We start from the raw sequence: 19,623 nt of genomic DNA on the forward strand, positions 1-19,623 counted from the left end.
TGGTCGAGGTATGGGTTCAGGAGGGTGAGATGCAGACCGTGAGCAGTGCAGAAACGGCGATCGCCCGCCCACCCGTCCTGGGCGAAAAGCGCGTCACCTTGCGCGGGCTAACGTGGGACGGCTATCTGAAAATTCTGGATGCCCTGCCCCAGAGCCGCGCCGCCCGTCTTACCTATGATCAGGGAACCCTCGAAATCACGATGCCGCTGGAAGATCACGAATTTGCGCTAAGGCTGATTGAACTGTTTATAAGAATCTTGGTGGTGGAACTGGGCATGAAGATCAAGACCATGGGTTCCACCACTATGAATCGGGAAGATCTGAATCGTGGATCAGAACCCGACTGCGCCTACTACATTCAGCATCAGCCGCAGGTCGCCGGCCGCAACGTAGACTTCGCCACCGACCCACCGCCCGACCTCGTGGTGGAAGTCGATATCACCCACACCGACATCAACAAGAATCGCTTCTATGCCAGCCTCGGCGTGCCAGAGTTTTGGCGATATAACGGGCGCGAGTGGCGGATTTATCAACTGCAAGCGGGCGAGTATGTCGAGCAGAGCCACAGCCCTACCTTTGGCTGGGTGGAAAAAGATGACCTCTACCGCTTTTTGGAACAGGCACAGCAGGACGAAGTGGAGGCAGAATTGGCGCTGCGGGCCTGGGCGAGGGAGAAGGTGGCTGCGCTGCGATCAGAAGCCTAGATCGGCCTTGGCCGCTTCGGAAACGCGGAACACGGCGGCATCGGGCATCTCCTCCCAGGCGGTTTCGCCAATTTCGGCGTAGAAAGTTTCGTCGTAGGGACGAGTGCGAACCACGACGGGCATCGGCACGGCGTGACCCAGGATGAGCGCCTGCTGTTTGGAATCGAGCTTCGCCAGGACAGACCGCAGCGCCTGCCCGCCAGACACGCCCGTAAAGATTGCGTCGATGTCTTTTTCGTCATTCAAGAGGGCCGTGATGCGCGTGCCGATCTGCGACATCACCTCGTTGTCGATACCCGACGGGCGCTGATCCACCACCAGCAGCGTCACGAAATACTTCCGCATTTCACGGGCGATCGTGCCAAAGATGGTCTGCCGCACCGTGGCCGGGTCGAGAAACCGGTGCGCCTCTTCGATGGTGATGACGAGCTGGTGGGGGCGATCGCCCGGATTCTTCGTCTGCAAGAAGCGCTCCGCCTTCAGCACGTAGCTGGCATGAATCCGCCGCGCAATAATATTCGTCGCCAGCATATAGGACAGCATATTGGACTGGGAGCCAAACTCCACCACCACATGCTTGCCCGACTCCAGCGCCTCTAGCACCTGCCCCACATAGTTATGCGGACAGACGGGGCGCAGATATTTCAAATCATCCAGCCGGGTCAGCTTGCGCTGGAGCGCCATGATCGATGCTGGGCTGCCCATTTTCACCTGGCAAAACTCTTGAATTTCCTCATTGCTCATCGACAACAGCCGAGAAATCCAGGCCTTGCCAAACTCATTGCGGAGAATAATCGCGTTTTCCAGCGCCGCCTCCGACACGTTCAGTTCGCCGCGCACCAGCGCCAGGTCTTCCACCTCGATCTGGTCATAGCTGATGAATAGCTCCTGGGCATCGCGCACGCCCCGCCGCTGGGTCGATTGGGGATCAAGCGTGAAGATTTTTACCTGACCGGGAAACAACTGCCGCAGCCCCTTCACCATCGACACGCGAGATTTGGAACCGCCTTCACTGGTCGCCTCCCAGCCATATTCCGAGTGCATGTCGAAAATCAGGTTCACCGCTGCCCGCTTGCGGATGATGCCCGACAGCAGCAGCCGCGTCAGGAAGGATTTGCCCGTGCCCGACTTGCCAAACACGCCGTTGCTGCGCTCCACAAACCGATCCAGGTCAATGCAAATGGGCACGTCCATATCAATGGGCTGCCCCACGGAAAAGTTGCGCCGATGCGGATCGTCTTCCCAGCCAAAGACGGCGCGAAAGTCGCGCTCGCTCGCGTCGAACACCTGGCTAAAGTGGCTGGGAATCGTCTTGACGGGCAATAGTTCGATGGCGCTGGTGTTGGCCTGGGGATTTTGGGTTTTGGATTGGGGATTTTGGGTTTTGGAGGGGGGCGTTTGCGCGTCCGTCGGCGTGAACATCAGCATCGGCGACAGGTTGATCGTGCCGTAGGTGCCGCTGCCTGCGAGGACTTCCTGCAAAAAGGTGTTGCTGGGATCGGGCGGGTTGGACACAATGCGTGGGTTGGACGTGCCTAAAGAGACATCGGTGAGCATACAAAAGAAGCGCGATCGCCGCCCCTGCACCACCAGAAACTTGCCCACGCGCATATCTTCGACGGACACATCCGCGTGTAGCCGCACCTCTAGTCCCTGGCTGAGGGAGCCTTGAATCACAGACCCCAATGGATGTTCTAATTCCATACGCTAATTCCGTAACCCGTTCGCGCTAGCATTCGCACCCAGTGTTTTGCAGGGTGCTTTGCAAGCTTTTGCAGGCGTATTGCAGGGATATATCGAGCTTTTTAGTTTCGTAATACATCCGTTCTTAATGCCATAATACACACGTTCTTAGGATTTTCTATAGTACATACGTTTTACTGCATACGTTTTGATATGCAAACGATTTGGTGTTGTGCCTGAAAGGGAATGATGTTCGGGATGAGGATAGACGACCCTTATCTGGAATGTTTCGTTTTGCCAAGCGGAGGGTTATCAAGTTCCCCGCTGTGGTTAATAATGAACGATTAGATTCTCTGCTGTTTATCGCTGTTAGGAATTGCTATGACTTCTAAATCCAAACCCGCCAGCAAACCTCCTTATACCTTCCGCGCCGGTTGGGCCCTGCTGCTGCTCGGCATCAACTTTGTGGTGGCGGCCTACTACTTCGGTGTTTTGAAGTAACCCGTCAAAAAGCTTTGCCCAGTGTCCATGCCGCCCCTCTGTCCTGGGGGCTAGCAATATTTTGGGACACGTTTCAGGAGTTATTTCAGGACGGATTCAGAACGCATTTAGGACATCTTCAGGACAACTAAATCTTTGCAACAGCGAGAGTTCTGCCCTTTAGGATTCTCGCTTTCTTATTTTTTTGATGCTTTTGGTCTGCGCTGGTACAGAATTTTTGGGTGTGCGATCGCCCCAAAGAGTTTAAGACGAAAAACTTTGAGATCTTGCCCTGCTAATGCACAATTTGCGGTTCTGCCCTATAATGTTGCGCCATAGCTGTGTGCGAGCAGCTTGCTTTCTCCCCGAAATTTTGGTCGTTTAGTCACTTACGGCGTTGGTAGGTGTCACCAGCACCCACCAACACCTGACCCCTCGACAGTACGGGCTGTCTCAGGGCTGCGTCCATTGTAGGCCGCCCTGTCCCAGCGCTTCACGTCTTTGGGCGGCCAACATTTCGGGGTTTCCCTCCACCTACTTCACAAGAGGAAACCCCAAATGCTGCAAATTCAATATGTCTGGTCGTCCCCATGCTCGGAGGCGACCGAGTTTTCGCTGCCGCCGCTGACCTGCGAGTTGCCCCGTCGCCGCCGCCTGCGCCTCTATCTAGTTGGCTCTCTTGCCGATACGCAGCAGGAGGTCGATCGGCTGCACCTGCTCCGCTATGCGGAACGCTTTGAGTGGAGCCGCGCCGTCTCTGTTGCAGAACGCGGCATCATCATCCGGCCCGATCCAGGAGATGTGTTGCGATATTTGCAGCGCAGTCGCGAGTAAGTTACCGGCGGGCGATCGCCCAACCGGGGGCAAAAAATGCTTGAATCAGGGTGTATTTTAGGTGTATTTTACCTGTCTCTGAATCATGCAAGCTGAATTCCTGCAAGCTGAATCCGCGTCTGGTTCTCCATCCCTTGCAGCAGCGCTGCGCCAGCGGCGACAGAGGCTTGCAGCCCTGATTTCTGTTCCTGTGGTGCTGTGGTCGGGGCAGAGTCCTTCGCGCAATTTTCCGGCGAATACCTACCCATTTCGCGCCAGCAGCCATTTTCTGTACTTCGCGGGGTTGAACTTACCCAATGCGGCGATCGTCCTCCAGGGTTCCCACCTGACGCTGTTTTGGGATCAGCCAACCCCCGCCGAGGTGCTGTGGCACGGGCCTGGCCCGACGCGATCGCAGCTTGCAGAACAAATCGGCGCAGATGACGCACGGCCCCTGGCTGACCTGGAGCGGTATTGTGCAGGTGCGGCAACGATTGCAGTGCAGGACAGCGCCACTCGGCAGCAGCAAGAGAGGCTCTTGGGGCGATCGCTCGCTGCCCCCAAACACTCTGAGGGTCTAGATCGAGCGCTGGCAGAGGCGATCGTTCAAGTGCGGCTGTGCCACGATGAGCTAGCGCTGGCAGAAATGCGGCGGGCGGCCCAGGTGACGCAGCGGGCCCACGCGGCGGGCAGGGCGGCAACGGCGACAGCCACCACCGAAGCCGAGGTGCGAGCAGCCATGGAGCAGGTGATCCTGGCGGCGGATATGACCCCTGCCTACAGCAGCATCGTCACGGTGCATGGGGAGGTGTTGCACAACTGCCACTACGGGCACGCGCTGGAACCGGGCGAACTGCTGCTGGCGGATGTGGGGGCTGAAACGCCTCTGGGCTGGGCAGCCGACATGACGCGCACTTGGCCTGTGTCGGGTCAGTTTTCACCAACCCAGCGCGATATCTACGACGTTGTGCAGGCTGCCCACGACCGCTGCATCGAGGCGATCGCCCCCGGCGTGGAATACCGCGAGATTCACCTGCTGGCGGCGCGAGTGCTGGCTGAAGGACTGGTGAGCCTGGGCATTTTGCGCGGTGCGCCAGACGCGCTGGTCGAGCAGGATGCCCACGCGCTGTTTTTCCCGCATGGCGTGGGGCATCTCTTGGGGCTGGATGTCCACGATATGGAAGATTTGGGCGACCTCGCGGGCTATGCGCCGGGGCGAACGAGGAGCGATCGCTTTGGGCTATGCTATCTGCGGCTCGATCGCCCCCTGCGGCCGGGCATGGTGGTGACGGTGGAACCCGGCTTCTACCAAATTCCTGCCCTGCTGCAAGACCCAGAAAAGCGCGATCGCTATTCCGCAATGGTAAACTGGGAGCGTCTGGCAGAGTTTGCCGATGTGCGCGGCATTCGCATTGAGGATGACGTTTTGGTCACCCCGAACGGGCGGGACGTGTTGACAGAGTGATGAAGGGTTCCCAGCCCAACACTTCTAAAACCGCGTCTCAAACTCCAAAATCGCCCCGGTTCCCCCATCAGTATCAATGTAGCTGCGGATCAGGAACTGGTCGTTGATGCGATAGCGCAGGTTGAACTGCACGGGCGCGTCGGCAGTAAGGACGGCCAGCACAGAGCCGGAGAGGTCAGTGCCAAACAGGTCGATTCCCGCTTCGGCAGCGAGTTCGAGGGTGGTGCTGGAGGCGTTTTCGGAGGGCAGCAGCGTAGGGAACAGCCGGAAATCCGACAGTCCCAGCACTTCGCTAATGACACCCTGGATGCCAGGAAGGAACGCAGAACCAGCCAAGTTGGCGATCGCCAGCGTGCTGTCGCCCTGCCCAAACGTATTAACAAAACCGCCGCCAATCAGCGCAATAATTTCGCTGTCGCTGCGGGCGGGGCTGCTGCTCAGGACAAAGGTGTCTGACCCAGTGAGAAATCCATCCAGCATTTCACTGGCATAGCCATCTACGGTGGCAATGACGCGCACGTTGCTGAGGCTGCCCAGGTCTGTCACCAGGGTTTCGTTAATCTCAGCGGCTCCGCTAGAGGTCGTAACGGGCGTGCGGGTCACCTCTGGCACAGAGGCCAAAAGCTGCACTTGCAGGTAGGGATCGAGTCCCCGCTGCGGGGTAAATTCGGCGGTGTTGTTGTAGCCCCGCACCAGGTTGAACTGCGTGGTGAACAGGTTGACGACGCCCCGACGAACTTGCAGTTCTCCCTCTGGGCGGGGGGCCCGGACGGTGCCGTTGACCCGCAGTTCGCCCGCCACCAAAAAATCGAGCAGCGGATCGAGCGTAATTCGCAGCCCGCGCCCTAAGCTCAATCGCAGGTTGTCAAACCGGGGTGGAATGGTGATGTCGTTGGGGTCGATGGGGGGGTCTTCGGGCGGTGGAGCATCGCCGCTGAGCAACTGGACTCGACCGTTGGTGAGCGCAATGTCGCCGCCAAGGACAGGCGCAAGGGCAGTGCCCGTAATTTGCACTGCGCCATCAACGCCGCCGCTGTATAGCCCCTTCAGGTTTAGCACCACTCGATTCAGGCTGACGCTGAGCGGCTGATTGACGGTGGTTTCGCTTCTGGGAAAGTCATCGGGGTCAAAAATTGGCAATATGCCCTGCACCACCACTTCGCCCTGACGAAACTGACCACGAATGCCTTCTACATCCACAAAGCTAGCGTTGAACTGGGCGCGTCCGGTGATATTGGTGAGGGGTTCTGGCAGGACGGGTGCGCTCAGCGAGGCTCCGTTAAACTCAGCCGCACCCGTCACCAGCGGCGCGTTCAGCGTGCCCGTAATGTCCAGATTGACATCCGCCTCGCCGCCCGCCCAGGCCACCTGGTTGGTAAACAGGCTCAGCAGTTCCAGCCCTTCGTTTTTAACGTTTACATTGATGGCAATTTCGTTGCTGTCGGGTTCGATTTCCATAAAGTCGAAGGCGTAGGGAATATCGGCCCGCAGGCGCAGGGGTTCTGTTTCGTTGACGCTCATTTGCCCAATAATTCGCGCTCGCGCATCGTCGTAGCTGAATAGCGCTCGGACACCTTGAACCGACTGCTGCTGAATTTTGGCATCGGACAAGTTTACCTCGCCGCGCACCTCCGGGTCGCCCAGGCTGCCCAGCAAAAAGGCATTACCATTCACCCGACCCGTGATGCTGATGGGCAACCGCACGATGTCCTGAAGCGGCGTGATATCCACCGACTGTGCCTGAAGCTGGCCCGAAATCTCGTCTGCGCCAAACTGCCCGTTGAAGCTGAGGAAGGACTCCTCCGACCCCAGCCGCAGGGGCAGCAGTTCCAGAACCCCATCCTGGAGCGTACCTTGGGCGATCACCTCCTGCGCGTTAAACTCGCCCCATTGCCAGTTTTCTCCTTCCAGGTTGAAGTCTGCCGTCACGCCCGACTGCACTGAGCCAGACAGGTTCAGCGTGGCTTCAAAGTTGCCTTGCAATTCTGCCAGCCGAGGCAGGGGATTGGCGGCTTCGTCCTGCTGTTTCTGAAGATCCAGCAGCGCCAGGATTTCGGAATAGCGCTGGAGTTGCTGGTAAATGGGGCGATCGCCCGTTTGTACAGGCACGGTGGCTAGGTCAGCGGACTGGGCCGTGGGCGGCTGCCGAAAGCCCCGCGCCACATCGTCGAAGTCATACCAGCGCAGGGTATTTAGCACGTCCTGAATGCGGGCATTGTCGGTTTTCAAGGTCGCCTCAAACTGCGGGTCGTCGCCCAGCGTTGCGCTGCCGTTCACTGCGACTGTGCTGTAGGGCTGATCCAGGGGTGGCCGCTCAGTGGGCAATGCCAGCGCCAGCAGCCCGTCCTCTAGCTCGATTCGGTCGTTGCGGTAGGTGACGCGCCCGCTGAACTGGTCTGCAAACAGGTAGCCAATGGCAGGACGGACGATGGTGAGATTGCCCTCGGTGGCGTAGGTGTCCAGGTTTACGTCCGCATTGGCAGATACGGTTCCCGTGACGGGGCCCAGCCCCAGGTCGGCAGCCGGGGTGAGGGCAAACCAGTCGAGGGGCAGGTTTTCTAATGTGGTGACCAGCGTGCGATTCCGCCGGGTGCCCTCTGCCCGTGCCCCGTCATGCACCAGCAAAAACGAGCGCGGCAGATAATCGCCATCCAAATCCAGCGAAATCTGGTCGCGGCGGCCCGTCAGGTCAGCCCGCACGCCCTGGCCCATCGCAAACTGCACCGGCCCAGCTAGGCGCGGATCAAACTGGCGCTGGTTAATGGCCAGCCCGTTGAGCGCCAGCAGTCCGTTCACAGCCGGCGCGGCAGGCGTGCCCGACACCCGACCGGAAAAGTCCGTCCGCCCGGCCACACGCACCTGGGGCGGCAGGGTCACTGGCAGCCGATTCAGGTCAAAATCTTGCACCTCTAGCGCCAGGTCAAAGCTAGAGATTTCTGGCGTGTTGCCGCTGGTTCGGGCAAACACCGTGCCATTGGCGCGAAAGCCCGGAGCCGCCGCCCGATTCAGCACAAGGCGATCGCCCTGCCAGCGAAAATCTGCCGTCAGCGGCCCCGTCAGCAGCGACACGCCCTGCGACAGCCGCACATCGCCCTCTGCCCGAATGCCTGCCAGCGTCGGATCGGCCAGCGTACCCGCCAGCCGCACCGTGCTATCCAGCGTGCCCGCCAGTTCCGGCGAAAACGACCGCAGCCCCACCCCCTGGCTCCGCACCACGGCCTGCCAGCGATCGCCCACCAGGTCGCCCTCCGCACTCACGCGCCCGCCCGCGACCTCCAGCGTCGTGTTTTGCAGCCGCAGATTCTCGCCCGCAATCAGCAGTTCCCCCCGCGCTGGGTAGGTCGCCTCCGCCGCCTGCCATTGAATCGCCGTGCGGAGTGCATTGGACGGCCCCTCTACCTGCGCGGTTGCATTAACCCGTCCCAGCACGATTTCTGGCGGCAGCGTTGCGCCGTAGGTTCGCGCCAGGGCATCGGCGGGCAGATTTCGCGCCTGGACTCGTGCCTGCACGGTCGCCTCCTGGCCCAGCCCCAGCACGCCGCCTCCCGTCACCACGCCACCGCCCGGAAGCTGTGCCACCAGATCTGTCAAATCAACCCGCTCATTCACCAGCGAAAAGCGGGTGCTAAGGCGATCAATGGCAACTTTGTCAATTAGCAGGGGGCGACTGCTGCGAACCGTGCCCGCCACAATCGGCCCATCGGGCGGCCCCGTCACCGTCACATCGGCATCAAAGGCCCCAGCAAGGGTAATCGGGGTCGTCACGTCTGCCGTTTCTTCGATCTGGCGAAAATCCACGTTGCGGACGCGAGTGGACAGGTTGTAGCCCTCACGCAGGTCGTAGGTTCCTTCGACTTCAACCGGAATCGTGCCGTAGGTGACGCGCCCCGCTTCGATGGTGATTAGCCGATTGCGAAACCGCAGTTGGGCCCCGGCCTGGGTAATGCGCTTGGGCACATCGGCGATCGCCACTGCCACATCGGCAAACCGGGCCGTCCCGTTCAGCCCCGTCACCGTGTCGTCGGCAAACCGCAGCTCTAGGTTAGAAGACAGCCGCCCGTCCTCCAGCGCCACGGGCATCGCCAGCAGCGCCCCCACATCCTGCACGGCAATGCCATCGGACTGCACCACCAGATTCAGCCGAAAATCAGGCACAGTTACGCCTTCGCCCCGCAGCCGCAGCGCCCCGCCCCGACCGGGGTTTCCGGTGATATCAAAGCGAATATTTTGCCCTTCCAGCAGCACCCCGCTGGCATCGGCAGCTTCGATGGACTCTAGATTCACCTCGCCGTTGACCTGCTCCAGCCGCACTGATAAGTCAGAATCAGGCTGCACTCCTGGCTTTTTCGCCTCGATCATCAACTGTGCCGAGGGAGCCACGGTCACCGTGCCATCTTCGACCAACAACTGCCGCAGTTCAACCTTCAGGGGGGCTTCCTCTTCGCTCTCGGCCAGCTCAATGGCGATCCACTTGCCGTCGTCGGTCTGGTCGAGAAAAATGTCCGGGTTTTGCAGAGTTAGCACCAGCCCCAGACGGCGCTGGAGCAGATCCAGGAGGTTAAACCGGGCGCGGACTTGCTGCACCGTCGCGCGATCGCCATCGGTCTCCGTCGGCGGCAAGACTGATTCGCCAAACACAATTTCGCCCTGTCCGCGCCAGTTGAGCGCAATGCCTTGCAGCAGCCCCACCTGGACGGGGCGGTTGATCGTCTCACTCAGGGTGGTAGACAGCAGCGGAGCCAGATCGTTTCGCAAAAAACTTCGCACCCACAGCGTTCCGCCCACGCCACCTGCCAGTGCGACCAGACCCAACCCCAGGGCAACGGGTCGCCAGGCCAGGCGGAGACGACGACGGGGCGGACGAGGCGGCTGCGGCGCGGCGGGTGGTTCAGGTGAATTCACGATGACAGCAGGACGCTTTCAAAGAGCAGGTTCACTAAGACTTTAGCCCAGATGCTTCGATTGAGCCTATGGGGGCCAAAAGGATTTATTGAACGGGATTTTGCCCTGCTCAGAGAGACCCTGAAATGGGGTCAAAGCGGATACAAAAGCGGATGCCAAAGCTGGCAAACGGAGGCGGGCGATTCGCGAAGCAATCCCTGCGGGAATCGCCCAACAATCCCAACTACCTTCTGAAAAAACCGGGTAAAAGTTGCGCTCACCCTGGGTCGAAAAAGGGGACATCGTTTCGATATGATAATGGAGCTTGTTTTTGAAACCCCGCCAGAGTACCCATGCTGACGCTTAAAGTGATTGTTTATATCGTCGTGCTGTTCTTCATCAGCCTGTTCGTGTTTGGCTTCCTGTCCAACGATCCCTCGCGCAACCCTAACCGCCGAGATCTCGAATAGTTTTTGTCTGAACAACCCTCTGCCCCCAGCCGCGGCAGGGCACTTAATCGTGGGAAGCGTCGTCAAGCGTCGTGACCGACCCCCAGGGCTGCTCGCATTCAGGGCTGCTTGCTTGACCTGATGGTTTGACTTAGTTTTAGCTGCGTATGCCCGTTCCGGTTCCGCCCCCTAGCTTCCCACCCCCCCCTGCTGCGATTGTCGATATTGCACCTGCCGCCCCGGTTCAGGAGCGCGATCGCCCGTCTGCCGATGCATCTGCGATCGCATCTGATTCGCGTCCTCTGCCAGAGCCAGGTTCAGGGGTTCGGTGGTCACCGCGGTCAAAGTCTGCAAGCACCGGATCAGCCTCATCGACCGCTGAAGTTACGCCCAAAGAATTTACGCCCGATGGATCTGCGCCCGGAGGATCTACGCCCGGATTAACAGTCGAGTCGATCAGCGCATCATCGCCTGGGTCGGTTGCGGATGTGGCTTCACGATTCCGCACCCCAGGAGCCAGCGCCTCGCCGACTCGTCCCGCCCGACAATGGCTGCAAACTCGTCAGGACGGGATAGCTGGTGATTCCCACAGGGATGGCTTTGTGAATCGCCCCGCTGCTCCTGTCGCCGCTGTTGAGCCAGCCGATCCCATCCCTACGGCGCAGTCCCTTCCCACATCGAATCAGGGAAGCGACCTAGGCCGCCGTTCGGTTTCGTCGGGCGATTCCCGCAGGGATCGCTTCACGACTCGTCCCGTGCGTCCAAGTAGCCGTCTGCCTGCCACGCCGCCGCCTCTGCCTGCCGTCGCCAATGCCCAGTCCGCCGCAGCCCTGGGTGCGCCGTTGTCGGTTGATGTTACCCCAGCAACGGACGGAACGATGACGCTTCCTGCCTTGGAAGCTGGTTTAGAATCTGCCCCAGAATACTTTCCCGCACTGACACCGGGTGCTCTGCTACGCCCACCGTCTTTCGACGCGACGATATTCCGCTCTGCACCGCCGCACCCGGCTGATGACTGGCGACTGTTTGGAGAACCCCGGCAGACGATTGAATCGCCTGTTGAATCGCTACAGCCTGCAATTACGCCGTCCTCGCTGTCATTTCGTCCCTCAATCCTGAGCGCCGAGGTGATTGGAGGAAGGGAAATGTGGCCGACGGGGGGCGATTTCCGCAGGGGTTACTTCGCGAATCGCCTGCCGTCTGTCCCTGCTGAGCGCCTCCCTGCTGAGCGCCAGCTTCCTAGCCAAACCTGGGCTGTTTCCAGCAATCCTATTCCATTGCTTGCAGAGCTTTCCAGCCGCAGCGGCCCGAATTCTGTTTCCCAGGCTCCTCCCACGTCGAGCCAAACCCCCAATCCAGACAGCACCCCAAGCCTGCCCACGCCCATCCCGTTTCCAGAAGCCCCGGAGCAAGACCCCGAATCGGGTCGGCAAATTCTGCTGATTCCGCCTCCAGACAGCGGGCCCGACCCATCCGCCCCTCCACCATCTGGAGAGTCTCCGGTGGACGGGCCGGCCGCCTCCCCGCCCTCGCCTGCCGCTCCCGCTGCTGCTGCCTCCGATTCAGAAACGCCGATCAGCCTGACTGATTTGGTGGAAATTCGGGGCGATCGCCAAGACTTTGACACCCTGCGCGAGGTCTTCTCCGCCGAAGGCAATGTAGAAATGCGTTTCCGGCGGGCGGTGCTGACGGCAGATCGGGTGCAGGTGAATTTGCAAAACCGCATTGCGGTGGCCGAGGGCAATGTGCAACTGGTGCGGGGGGCCCAGATTCTTCAGGGCGATCGCCTCGTCTACAACTTCGTGCAAAGCGAAGGGACCGTGGACGGGGCCAGGGGCGAAATCTTCTTGCCCTCCAGCGGCACGGATCTCACCCTGCTATCGCCGCTGGAGGAAGCCGCTGCGGGCGCTGAACGACCTCGCCCCACGCCCCGTCCTCCGGGTGCGCCCCCTGTTTCCAGTCCTGGCGGCATCCTGGTAGAAGTGGGGGCAAATCTGGATCAGGGGTTGGCGCTCACGGGGCAGCGCGAAGGCGAACTCACCCGCTTTCGCTTCGAGGCCGAATCCATCGAGTTTTTTCCCGACGGATGGGTCGCGCAAAATGTGCGCCTCACCAACGACCCCTTCTCGCCCCCCGAACTGGAACTCCGCACGCCCGAACTCACCTACACCCAGTTCAACCCGCTTCAGGCGGAGGTCCGCGCCCGCAATCCCCGGCTCGTGTTCGACCAGCGCTTTAGTCTGCCCTTTTTGCAGAACCGGGTGGTGATCGACAATCGCCGCCGCCAGCCGCCGCTGCTTCGACTGGGCTACGACGAAGAGGTAGGGGGGCTATTTGTGCAAGCGCCGCTGACGATGATCAACCAACCCCGCGTGCAGTTTGTGCTTGCGCCTGCAATCCTGCTTCAGCGAGCCGTTGTAGACAATAACTTTAATTTTTTTGACCCCAGCAGCATTGGTTTTTTGGCCCAACTTGATGCCACCCTCGGCCCCTCCACGTCGCTGGTGGGCACGGCGACCTTTGGCACGCTTGATTTGGGCAATTTAGAAAACAAGGTGCGGGGCAGTCTGCGGCTGCGGCAGCAGGTGGGAATCAACCAACTGACGCTGGAATATAGCTACCGCGATCGCCTGTTTAACGGCACCCTTGGGTTTCAGAACGTGCAAACCAGCCTGGGTGCTGTCTTTTCCTCACCCAACATTCCGCTAGGCACCTCTGGCATTAACCTCAACTATCAGGTCAGCGCCCAGTTGATCAACGCCAATACCGATCGACTGGATTTGCTCGACCCGCCGCTAGAGCGCCGCAACGATCGCGTCACGCTGGGTCGATTTCAGGCGAGTGCAGGACTGACGCGGGGTTTTTTGCTGTGGTCTGCGCCGCCCCTGCCGCCCACTGCTGAAGAGGGACTGCGCTATTCGCCCACGCCCATTGTTCCCAACCTCGTCGCCGTCGTCGGGTTGCGCGGCACTACTGCCTACTACACCAGCGAAGACAGCCAGAGCAGCCTGACGGCCTTTGCCAGCCTCCAGGGGCAGTTTGGTCGGTTCTCCCGGAATTTTCTGGACTACACCCGCTTCAACGTCACCTACTCTAATGCGATTGTGGAGGGGGAATCTCCGTTTCGATTTGACCGGATTGCTGATCCTCAGGTTCTGTCCTTTGGGCTGCTGCAACAAATCTACGGGCCGATTCGAGCAGGCTTTCAAACGTCAATTAACCTTGACAAGCGGGAAGATTTTGACACGACCTTTTTCCTGGAATATAGTCGCCGCACCTATTCCATCATTCTGCGGGTCAACCCCGACCGAGAGGTGGGATCGCTGGGTATTCGGATTAACGACTTTAACTGGACGAATCCGCCGGAACCGTTTTCGGGGCAGCCTCAGTAGAAGAGGGAAGAACGAAGAACGAAGAACGAAGAACGAAGAACGAAGAACGAAGAACGAAGAACGAAGAGGGAGGGGCGAGTTTTGGGGGATGTATTAGATCCTGCATTTGAAATTACTCAAAAATCGAACGAAGAACGAAGAGGGAGGGGCGAGTTTTGGGGGAGGCTTTAATTGCCTTGAGAGGACTCGTCTTAAGGGGAATTTGCCTTGGGAGAAGCTGTGTTTGGGCGATCGCCCCTGGGTGGCTGAGCTGGCAAATTTGGGAAGCGGCTCTGAGAAATCTTGATCGGAGATGATTACATTTACCCTAAATTATGGAAGGGCCGGGCCCAAAGCAGTTTAGCTAAGAATAGGAGCGAAACGAGGGGGAACGGTCGAAGGGCACTATTCCGGGGGCGATCGCTACGCTTGATAGTGCCTCTTGCACACCGAACCTCACGCCGGGTTTTGCCGCTAGCGACCAGCCCTGAACCGCTCCTCTAGCTTTTGAGCCGAGAGTTTGTACCCTGAGTATTCCTTGAGAGAGTTCGAGAACCCATGCCACCGCATCAACACCTGCGTCGTACCAAAATTGTCGCCACGATTGGCCCTGCCACCAGCAGCCCTGAAGTTCTACGCAGCTTGATTGAAGCGGGAGCCACCACGCTGCGCCTGAACTTTTCCCACGGCACCCACGAAGACCATCAGCGCAACATCCGCACCATTCGCCAAGTGTCGTTTGAACTTAACCAGCCTGTAGGGATTTTGCAAGATTTGCAGGGCCCCAAGATTCGGCTGGGAAAATTTGAGCAGGGCCCCATCACGCTGAAAAAAGGCGATCCCTACATTCTCACCAGCCGCCCCCTCCTTGGCACGCAGGATATTAGCTCCGTGACCTACGAGCCACTGGCGGAAGAAGTGCCCGTCGGCGCGACGATTTTGCTGGACGATGGGCGGGTCGAAATGCGGGTGGAGGCGGTAGACCTCGACCGACGCGAACTGCATTGCCGCGTGGTGGTGGGCGGCGTGCTGTCTAACAATAAGGGTGTGAATTTCCCTGGTGTATATCTGTCGATCAAAGCACTGACCGACAAAGACAAGACTGACCTGATGTTTGGGCTAGACCAGGGCGTGGACTGGATTGCCCTCAGCTTTGTCCGCAATCCGCAGGACATTCTGGAAATCAAAGAAATTATTTCCAGCGCTGGAAAAGACGTGCCCGTAATCGCCAAGATCGAAAAGCACGAGGCAATTGAGCAGATGGAAGCCGTGCTGTCGATTTGTGATGGCGTGATGGTGGCGCGGGGTGACCTGGGTGTAGAACTGCCCGCAGAAGAAGTGCCGATTTTGCAGAAGCGGCTGATCGCCACGGCGAATCGTTTTGGGATTCCCGTGATCACCGCTACCCAGATGCTCGACAGCATGGTGAGCAATCCCCGTGCTACCCGCGCCGAAATCTCGGATGTGGCGAATGCGATTTTGGACGGCACGGACGCGGTGATGCTGTCCAACGAAACGGCGGTGGGCAAGTTTCCGGTAGAGGCCGTCGAGACAATGGCGCGGATTGCGGTGCAGATTGAGCAAAATCTGGCGATCGCCCGCAATGTAGACAGCAACTCTGGCGGACACTCCATCCCCAACGCCATCAGCCAAGCGGTCGGGCGCATTGCTGAACAACTCCAGGCTGCCGCCATCATGACCCTGACAAAAACGGGAGCCACCGCCCGCAACGTGTCGAAATATCGCCCTAGCACGCCCATCCTGGCCGTCACGCCCCACGTCGATGTGGCGCGGCAGTTGCAGCTCGTCTGGGGCGTGCGGCCGCTGCTGGTGCTAAACCTGCCCTCAACGGGGCAAACCTTCCAGGCTGCGCTCAACGTCGCTCAGGAAAAAAACTTTCTCAAAGAAGGCGATCTCGTCGTCATGACGGCGGGAACCCTACAGGGAGTATCCGGTTCAACTGACTTGATCAAGGTCGAAGTGGTGACTGCGGTGCTGGGGCGCGGCATCGGCATTGGGCAGGGGCTAATCAGCGGCCGCGCTCGCGTTGCCCGCAGCAGCAAGGAAGTGAACAACTTCAACCCCGGTGAAATTCTGGTTGTGCCCAACACTGGAGCCGAATACCTGGATGCCATCCGCAAAGCCGCAGGCATCGTCACCGAAGACGACAGCCTTACCGGCCACGCCTCTGTCATCGGCCTCCGCCTGGGCATTCCCGTTATCGTCGGGGTCAAAGATGCCGCTCAGGTGATCCGCGACGGCACGCTGTTGACGCTGGATATCCAGCGCGGACTGGTTTATTCCGGTTCGCTAAATGGGCAAGCTGATCCAGGGTTGTAGGCCCCGATCCCTGCCCTACCCTCCCATCTGCCTTAGCGTCCCAACCCTCCCCCATCCTCAACTCCTATGATCCAGCCCATCTCTCCGGCCCAGGCCCGACAGGCACGGCAGCAGTTTGCCACGCCGGAAGATTACCTGTCCTATGAGTTGGGAAAGGCGGTGCAAGAGTTGCCGCCGCTGTATACGCGGTTGCTGGCGGGAACGCTGTCGGCGCTGGTGTTGGGGGCGATCGCCTGGGCCCATTTCAGCAAAGTAGATGAGGTGGCAACGGCGCAGGGAGCGCTGATCCCCGCGCAGCAGATTCGCCCAATTCAGGCGCTCCAGGGCGGCAAGATTGAGAACATTCTGGTGAAGGAGGGCGATCGCGTCGAGCGGGGCGACGTGCTGCTGGAGCAATCGACCGAGGTGAGCCAGGCCGAAATTGACCGCCTGCGGGAAGCCGCGACGCTGATTCGCCAGGACATTGCCCGACTGGAGGCCGAGCGCACAGGGCAAGCGCAAACGGGGGTCGCCCTGCAAGACCAATTGCTGGCGGCGCGGCGGCGCGAGTTTGAGGGACGGCGGGCGGCGGCCGAGGCCGAGGCGCAGGGACAACAGGCGGCGATCGCCGAAGCTCGGGCCCGCCTAGCCCGATTGCAAGAAAACCTGAGCAGCGCCCGCGCCAGCTTGGCCAATGCTGAAGAACGAGAGCGCAGCCTGCGGCCGCTGGTGGAACCGGGCACCGGAGCCGTGCCCCGGTTTGACTATTTGGAGGCGAAGGATCGGCTAACCCAGGCGCAAGATCAAATCGCCTCACTCCAGCAAGAAATCGTGGCACAGACCCAGGCCATCCGACGAGCGGAGGAAGCCTATCGCAGTGCCCGCCAAGCCGCCGACCGCCTCGGCTCCGAACGCCAGAGCGAGATTCTGGCGCAGCTCAACCAGCGGCGCGAAGAACTAGCGACGGTTGAAGGACAGCTCGCCCAGGCGACCCGCGCCCAGGAACAAGATACCGTCCGCGCTCCCGTGACGGGCACGATCTACAACCTCCAGGTGACGCTGGCAGAAGGCACTGTGCAACCCGGCAAAGAACTGATGTCTATCCTGCCGGAGGATAGCGAACTGCTGCTAGAGGTGCAAATTCTGAACCGGGATATCGGTTTTATTGCGCCAGGGATGCGGGCCAAGGTGAAGCTGGCCACCTTCCCGTATCAGGAATTTGGCACGATTGAGGGGGAAGTGGTGCAGATTAGCCCCAACGCCACCATCGACCAGGAGCTTGGCCCGGTGTTCCCAGCGACGATTCGCCTGAGCCGGACTCAGGTGGCCGTGTATGGACAACTGGTAGACCTGACCCCAGGCATGGCGGGCGTAGCGGAAATCGTGACCCGCCAGCGGACGATTCTCACCTTCTTGATTGAGCCGATTACGCGCCGGTTTGATGAGGCGTTTCAAACACGGTAGCCTTTGCAGGCAGCAGGCTTTGCAGGAAGAGGAGCAACTAATAGGGCGCAGAGCATGTTTGGAGTTTCGGTGATAGAAGCGCTGCGGGGCGGACTGGTGGTGTCGTGTCAGGCTCCAGTGGATTCGCCGCTGCATGAGCCAGGCGTGATTGCGGCGATCGCCCTTGCGTCACAAAACCAGGGAGCCGTCGGGGTTCGCATCGACACACCCGCCCATGTTGCCGCCGTGCGCCAGCGGGTGCAGGTTCCTATTATCGGGCTGTGGAAGCGTCAATTTGACGGCTGCGACATGTACATTACACCGCAGTTTCAGCACGCCGCTGCGATCGCCCAGGCAGGCGCCGACATCATTGCCATTGATGCCACGCTGCGTCCCCGTCCCGACGGAGAATCGGTTGCAAGCCTGATCCAGAAAATTCATGCCGACCTGGGCAAGCCTGTGATGGCGGATGTGGATACGCTGGAAAGCGCGATCGCCGCCGCCGCCGCCGGAGCCGATCTGGTGGGCACAACGCTCTACGGCTACACAGCCGAGACGCGCCACCTAAAGCCACCGGGCTTTGATCTGCTCAGCCAACTGTGCGAGACGCTATCGATCCCCACTATCTGCGAAGGAGGCATCGCCTCCCCCGCTATGGCTCGAAAAGCCCTCGACCTCGGCGCGTTTTCGGTCGTCGTGGGCACGGCAATTACTGGCATTGATTTGCAGGTCAAAGACTATTGTGAGGGGCTGAGGCAGGATAGAGCAGCAGAGTGCTGAGCCTTTAAGGGAAGCTAGAAGCGTCCCTTCACCGTTTCTCTGGCAGCCACACGCTGAAAACGCTCCCCTGCCCCAGCGTCGAGCGGACGGCGATCGCCCCGCCATGCGCTTCCACAATTCGCCGCGACAGGTACAGCCCCAGCCCGCTGCCCGCCCGCTTGTGGTTGCCCTGGCGATAGCGCTCAAACAGAATGCTCTGGTCATCAGGCGGAATGCCGGGTCCCGTGTCTTGCACCTCCACCAAAACCCGGCGGGGGGCCTCGCCGTTGGCGGCAGAGGCTTCTGCATCGGCAACGACCCTGCTGAGACGCACGGTCACCGATCCCCTGTCGGTGAACTTAATGGCGTTGCCGAGCAGGTTCGTAAACAGGCGGCGCAGTTCCAGGCGATCGCCCATCACCACCCCACTGCCCTCTGTGCCATCCACCATCTCCAGGGCAAGCTGCTTATCCTGTGCCCAGGGCATCAGTTCTTGACACACCTCGCGCAAGATCTCCGGCAGGTGGCATGGGTCAAACAGCATGGTCTTCTCGCCCGCGTCGTGGCGATAGACCTCCAGCAGCGTGTTGACCATTTGCAGCAGGTTTTGGTTGCTGCGGATCATAATGGCGATCGCGTCGTTCATTTCTGGCGTAATCGAACCAAAGGCATCCTGCTGAAAGAGCTTCAGCATTCGGTCGGCAGCCACCAGCGGCGTTCGCAAATCGTGGGTCAAGCGCGAAACAAAGTCCTCCCGCTGGCGGGCAAGCTGCTCTCGCTGACGCTTGGCCAACTCGGCTTCCTGCTCTGCCTGATGAATTCGGAGGGCGTTGCGGAGAATACGCGCCAGCACCTCTGGCGACACTTTCGACTTGGGCAGATAGTCTGACGCGCCAGCCTTCATTAGCTCTACGGCAATTTCCTCATCGCCCTGCCCCGTCAGCACGATCAGCGGCGTTTTGTCGCCCCGCCCCCGCACGTCCTGCACGACCGCCAGCCCGTCCCGATCGGGTAGGCGATAGTCCAAAAACACGCAGTCATAGGTGCGCTCCTGGAGTGCGGCGATCGCCGCTGCATAGTCCCCCGCCTCGGTTAGGATCATGTTGATGCCCGCGTTTCGGAGCGATCGCCGCACGGCCATCCGGTCAATCTCGTCGTCATCCACCACGAGCAAAGACAACGGGGCATCCAGTAGACTGCCCTGCCGTAGAGCATCCGTTGCAGCATTCAAAGACATGATTCACGCACCTCTCGAT

At 60.0% G+C, this 19,623-nt stretch carries 13 protein-coding genes; 9 read left to right on the forward strand and 4 right to left on the reverse strand.

Annotated features, from left to right (window positions below):
* Positions 1–29: 29 nt before the first annotated feature.
* Positions 30–704, forward strand: coding sequence for a Uma2 family endonuclease (locus IGS16_RS10365; RefSeq protein WP_297085287.1), 675 nt, complete (start codon positions 30–32; stop codon positions 702–704).
* Here IGS16_RS10365 and IGS16_RS10370 read toward each other — a convergent pair.
* Positions 693–2,408 (reverse strand): ATP-binding protein, encoded by a 1,716-nt coding sequence (locus IGS16_RS10370; protein ID WP_297085288.1) that lies wholly within the window; start codon positions 2,406–2,408, stop codon positions 693–695. The two genes, IGS16_RS10365 and IGS16_RS10370, sit on opposite strands and share 12 nt — an antisense overlap.
* 360 nt (positions 2,409–2,768) lie before the next feature.
* On the opposite strand from IGS16_RS10370, the gene psaX reads away from it, so the two are divergent.
* The 3 genes from psaX (at position 2,769) to IGS16_RS10385 (ending at position 5,145) form a co-directional block, all read left to right on the forward strand.
* The gene (psaX, locus tag IGS16_RS10375; protein ID WP_172357899.1) at positions 2,769–2,888 is read left to right on the forward strand and encodes a photosystem I protein PsaX; all 120 of its coding nucleotides are present in this window, start codon (positions 2,769–2,771) and stop codon (positions 2,886–2,888) included.
* A gap of 537 nt (positions 2,889–3,425) precedes the next feature.
* Positions 3,426–3,701 (forward strand): hypothetical protein, encoded by a 276-nt coding sequence (locus tag IGS16_RS10380; protein ID WP_297085289.1) that lies wholly within the window; start codon positions 3,426–3,428, stop codon positions 3,699–3,701.
* A gap of 85 nt (positions 3,702–3,786) precedes the next feature.
* A complete protein-coding gene (locus IGS16_RS10385; RefSeq protein WP_297085290.1) occupies positions 3,787–5,145 on the forward strand; it encodes an aminopeptidase P family protein in 1,359 nt (452 codons plus the stop codon).
* A gap of 24 nt (positions 5,146–5,169) precedes the next feature.
* On the opposite strand, the gene IGS16_RS10390 is transcribed toward IGS16_RS10385, so the two are convergent.
* On the reverse strand, positions 5,170–10,047 hold the full coding sequence (locus IGS16_RS10390) for a translocation/assembly module TamB domain-containing protein (RefSeq protein WP_297085291.1): 4,878 nt from the start codon (positions 10,045–10,047) through the stop codon (positions 5,170–5,172).
* Positions 10,048–10,379: 332 nt separating this feature from the next.
* On the opposite strand from IGS16_RS10390, the gene IGS16_RS10395 reads away from it, so the two are divergent.
* The gene (locus IGS16_RS10395; protein ID WP_068509295.1) at positions 10,380–10,496 is read left to right on the forward strand and encodes a photosystem II reaction center protein I; all 117 of its coding nucleotides are present in this window, start codon (positions 10,380–10,382) and stop codon (positions 10,494–10,496) included.
* A gap of 168 nt (positions 10,497–10,664) precedes the next feature.
* Here the strand turns inward: IGS16_RS10395 and IGS16_RS10400 are convergent, their stop codons facing one another.
* The gene (locus IGS16_RS10400; RefSeq protein WP_297085292.1) at positions 10,665–10,829 is read right to left on the reverse strand and encodes a hypothetical protein; all 165 of its coding nucleotides are present in this window, start codon (positions 10,827–10,829) and stop codon (positions 10,665–10,667) included.
* Between the two features lie 134 nt (positions 10,830–10,963).
* Between IGS16_RS10400 and IGS16_RS10405 the strand changes: the two genes are divergently transcribed.
* The 4 genes from IGS16_RS10405 (at position 10,964) to IGS16_RS10420 (ending at position 18,388) form a co-directional block, all read left to right on the forward strand.
* A complete protein-coding gene (locus IGS16_RS10405) occupies positions 10,964–13,867 on the forward strand; it encodes a DUF3769 domain-containing protein (RefSeq protein WP_297085293.1) in 2,904 nt (967 codons plus the stop codon).
* A gap of 537 nt (positions 13,868–14,404) precedes the next feature.
* Positions 14,405–16,186 (forward strand): pyruvate kinase, encoded by a 1,782-nt coding sequence (gene pyk / locus IGS16_RS10410; protein ID WP_297085294.1) that lies wholly within the window; start codon positions 14,405–14,407, stop codon positions 16,184–16,186.
* 66 nt (positions 16,187–16,252) lie between these two features.
* The gene (locus IGS16_RS10415) at positions 16,253–17,629 is read left to right on the forward strand and encodes an HlyD family type I secretion periplasmic adaptor subunit (protein ID WP_297085295.1); all 1,377 of its coding nucleotides are present in this window, start codon (positions 16,253–16,255) and stop codon (positions 17,627–17,629) included.
* Positions 17,630–17,683: 54 nt separating this feature from the next.
* The gene (locus IGS16_RS10420; RefSeq protein ID WP_297085296.1) at positions 17,684–18,388 is read left to right on the forward strand and encodes an N-acetylmannosamine-6-phosphate 2-epimerase; all 705 of its coding nucleotides are present in this window, start codon (positions 17,684–17,686) and stop codon (positions 18,386–18,388) included.
* Positions 18,389–18,416: 28 nt separating this feature from the next.
* Here the strand turns inward: IGS16_RS10420 and IGS16_RS10425 are convergent, their stop codons facing one another.
* Entirely contained in the window at positions 18,417–19,604 is a 1,188-nt protein-coding gene (locus tag IGS16_RS10425) for a hybrid sensor histidine kinase/response regulator (RefSeq protein WP_297085297.1), read from the reverse strand.
* Positions 19,605–19,623 lie beyond the last annotated feature (19 nt).

The organism is Thermoleptolyngbya sp. C42_A2020_037 (assembly GCF_015272455.1).
Classification (GTDB): domain Bacteria; phylum Cyanobacteriota; class Cyanobacteriia; order Elainellales; family Elainellaceae; genus Thermoleptolyngbya.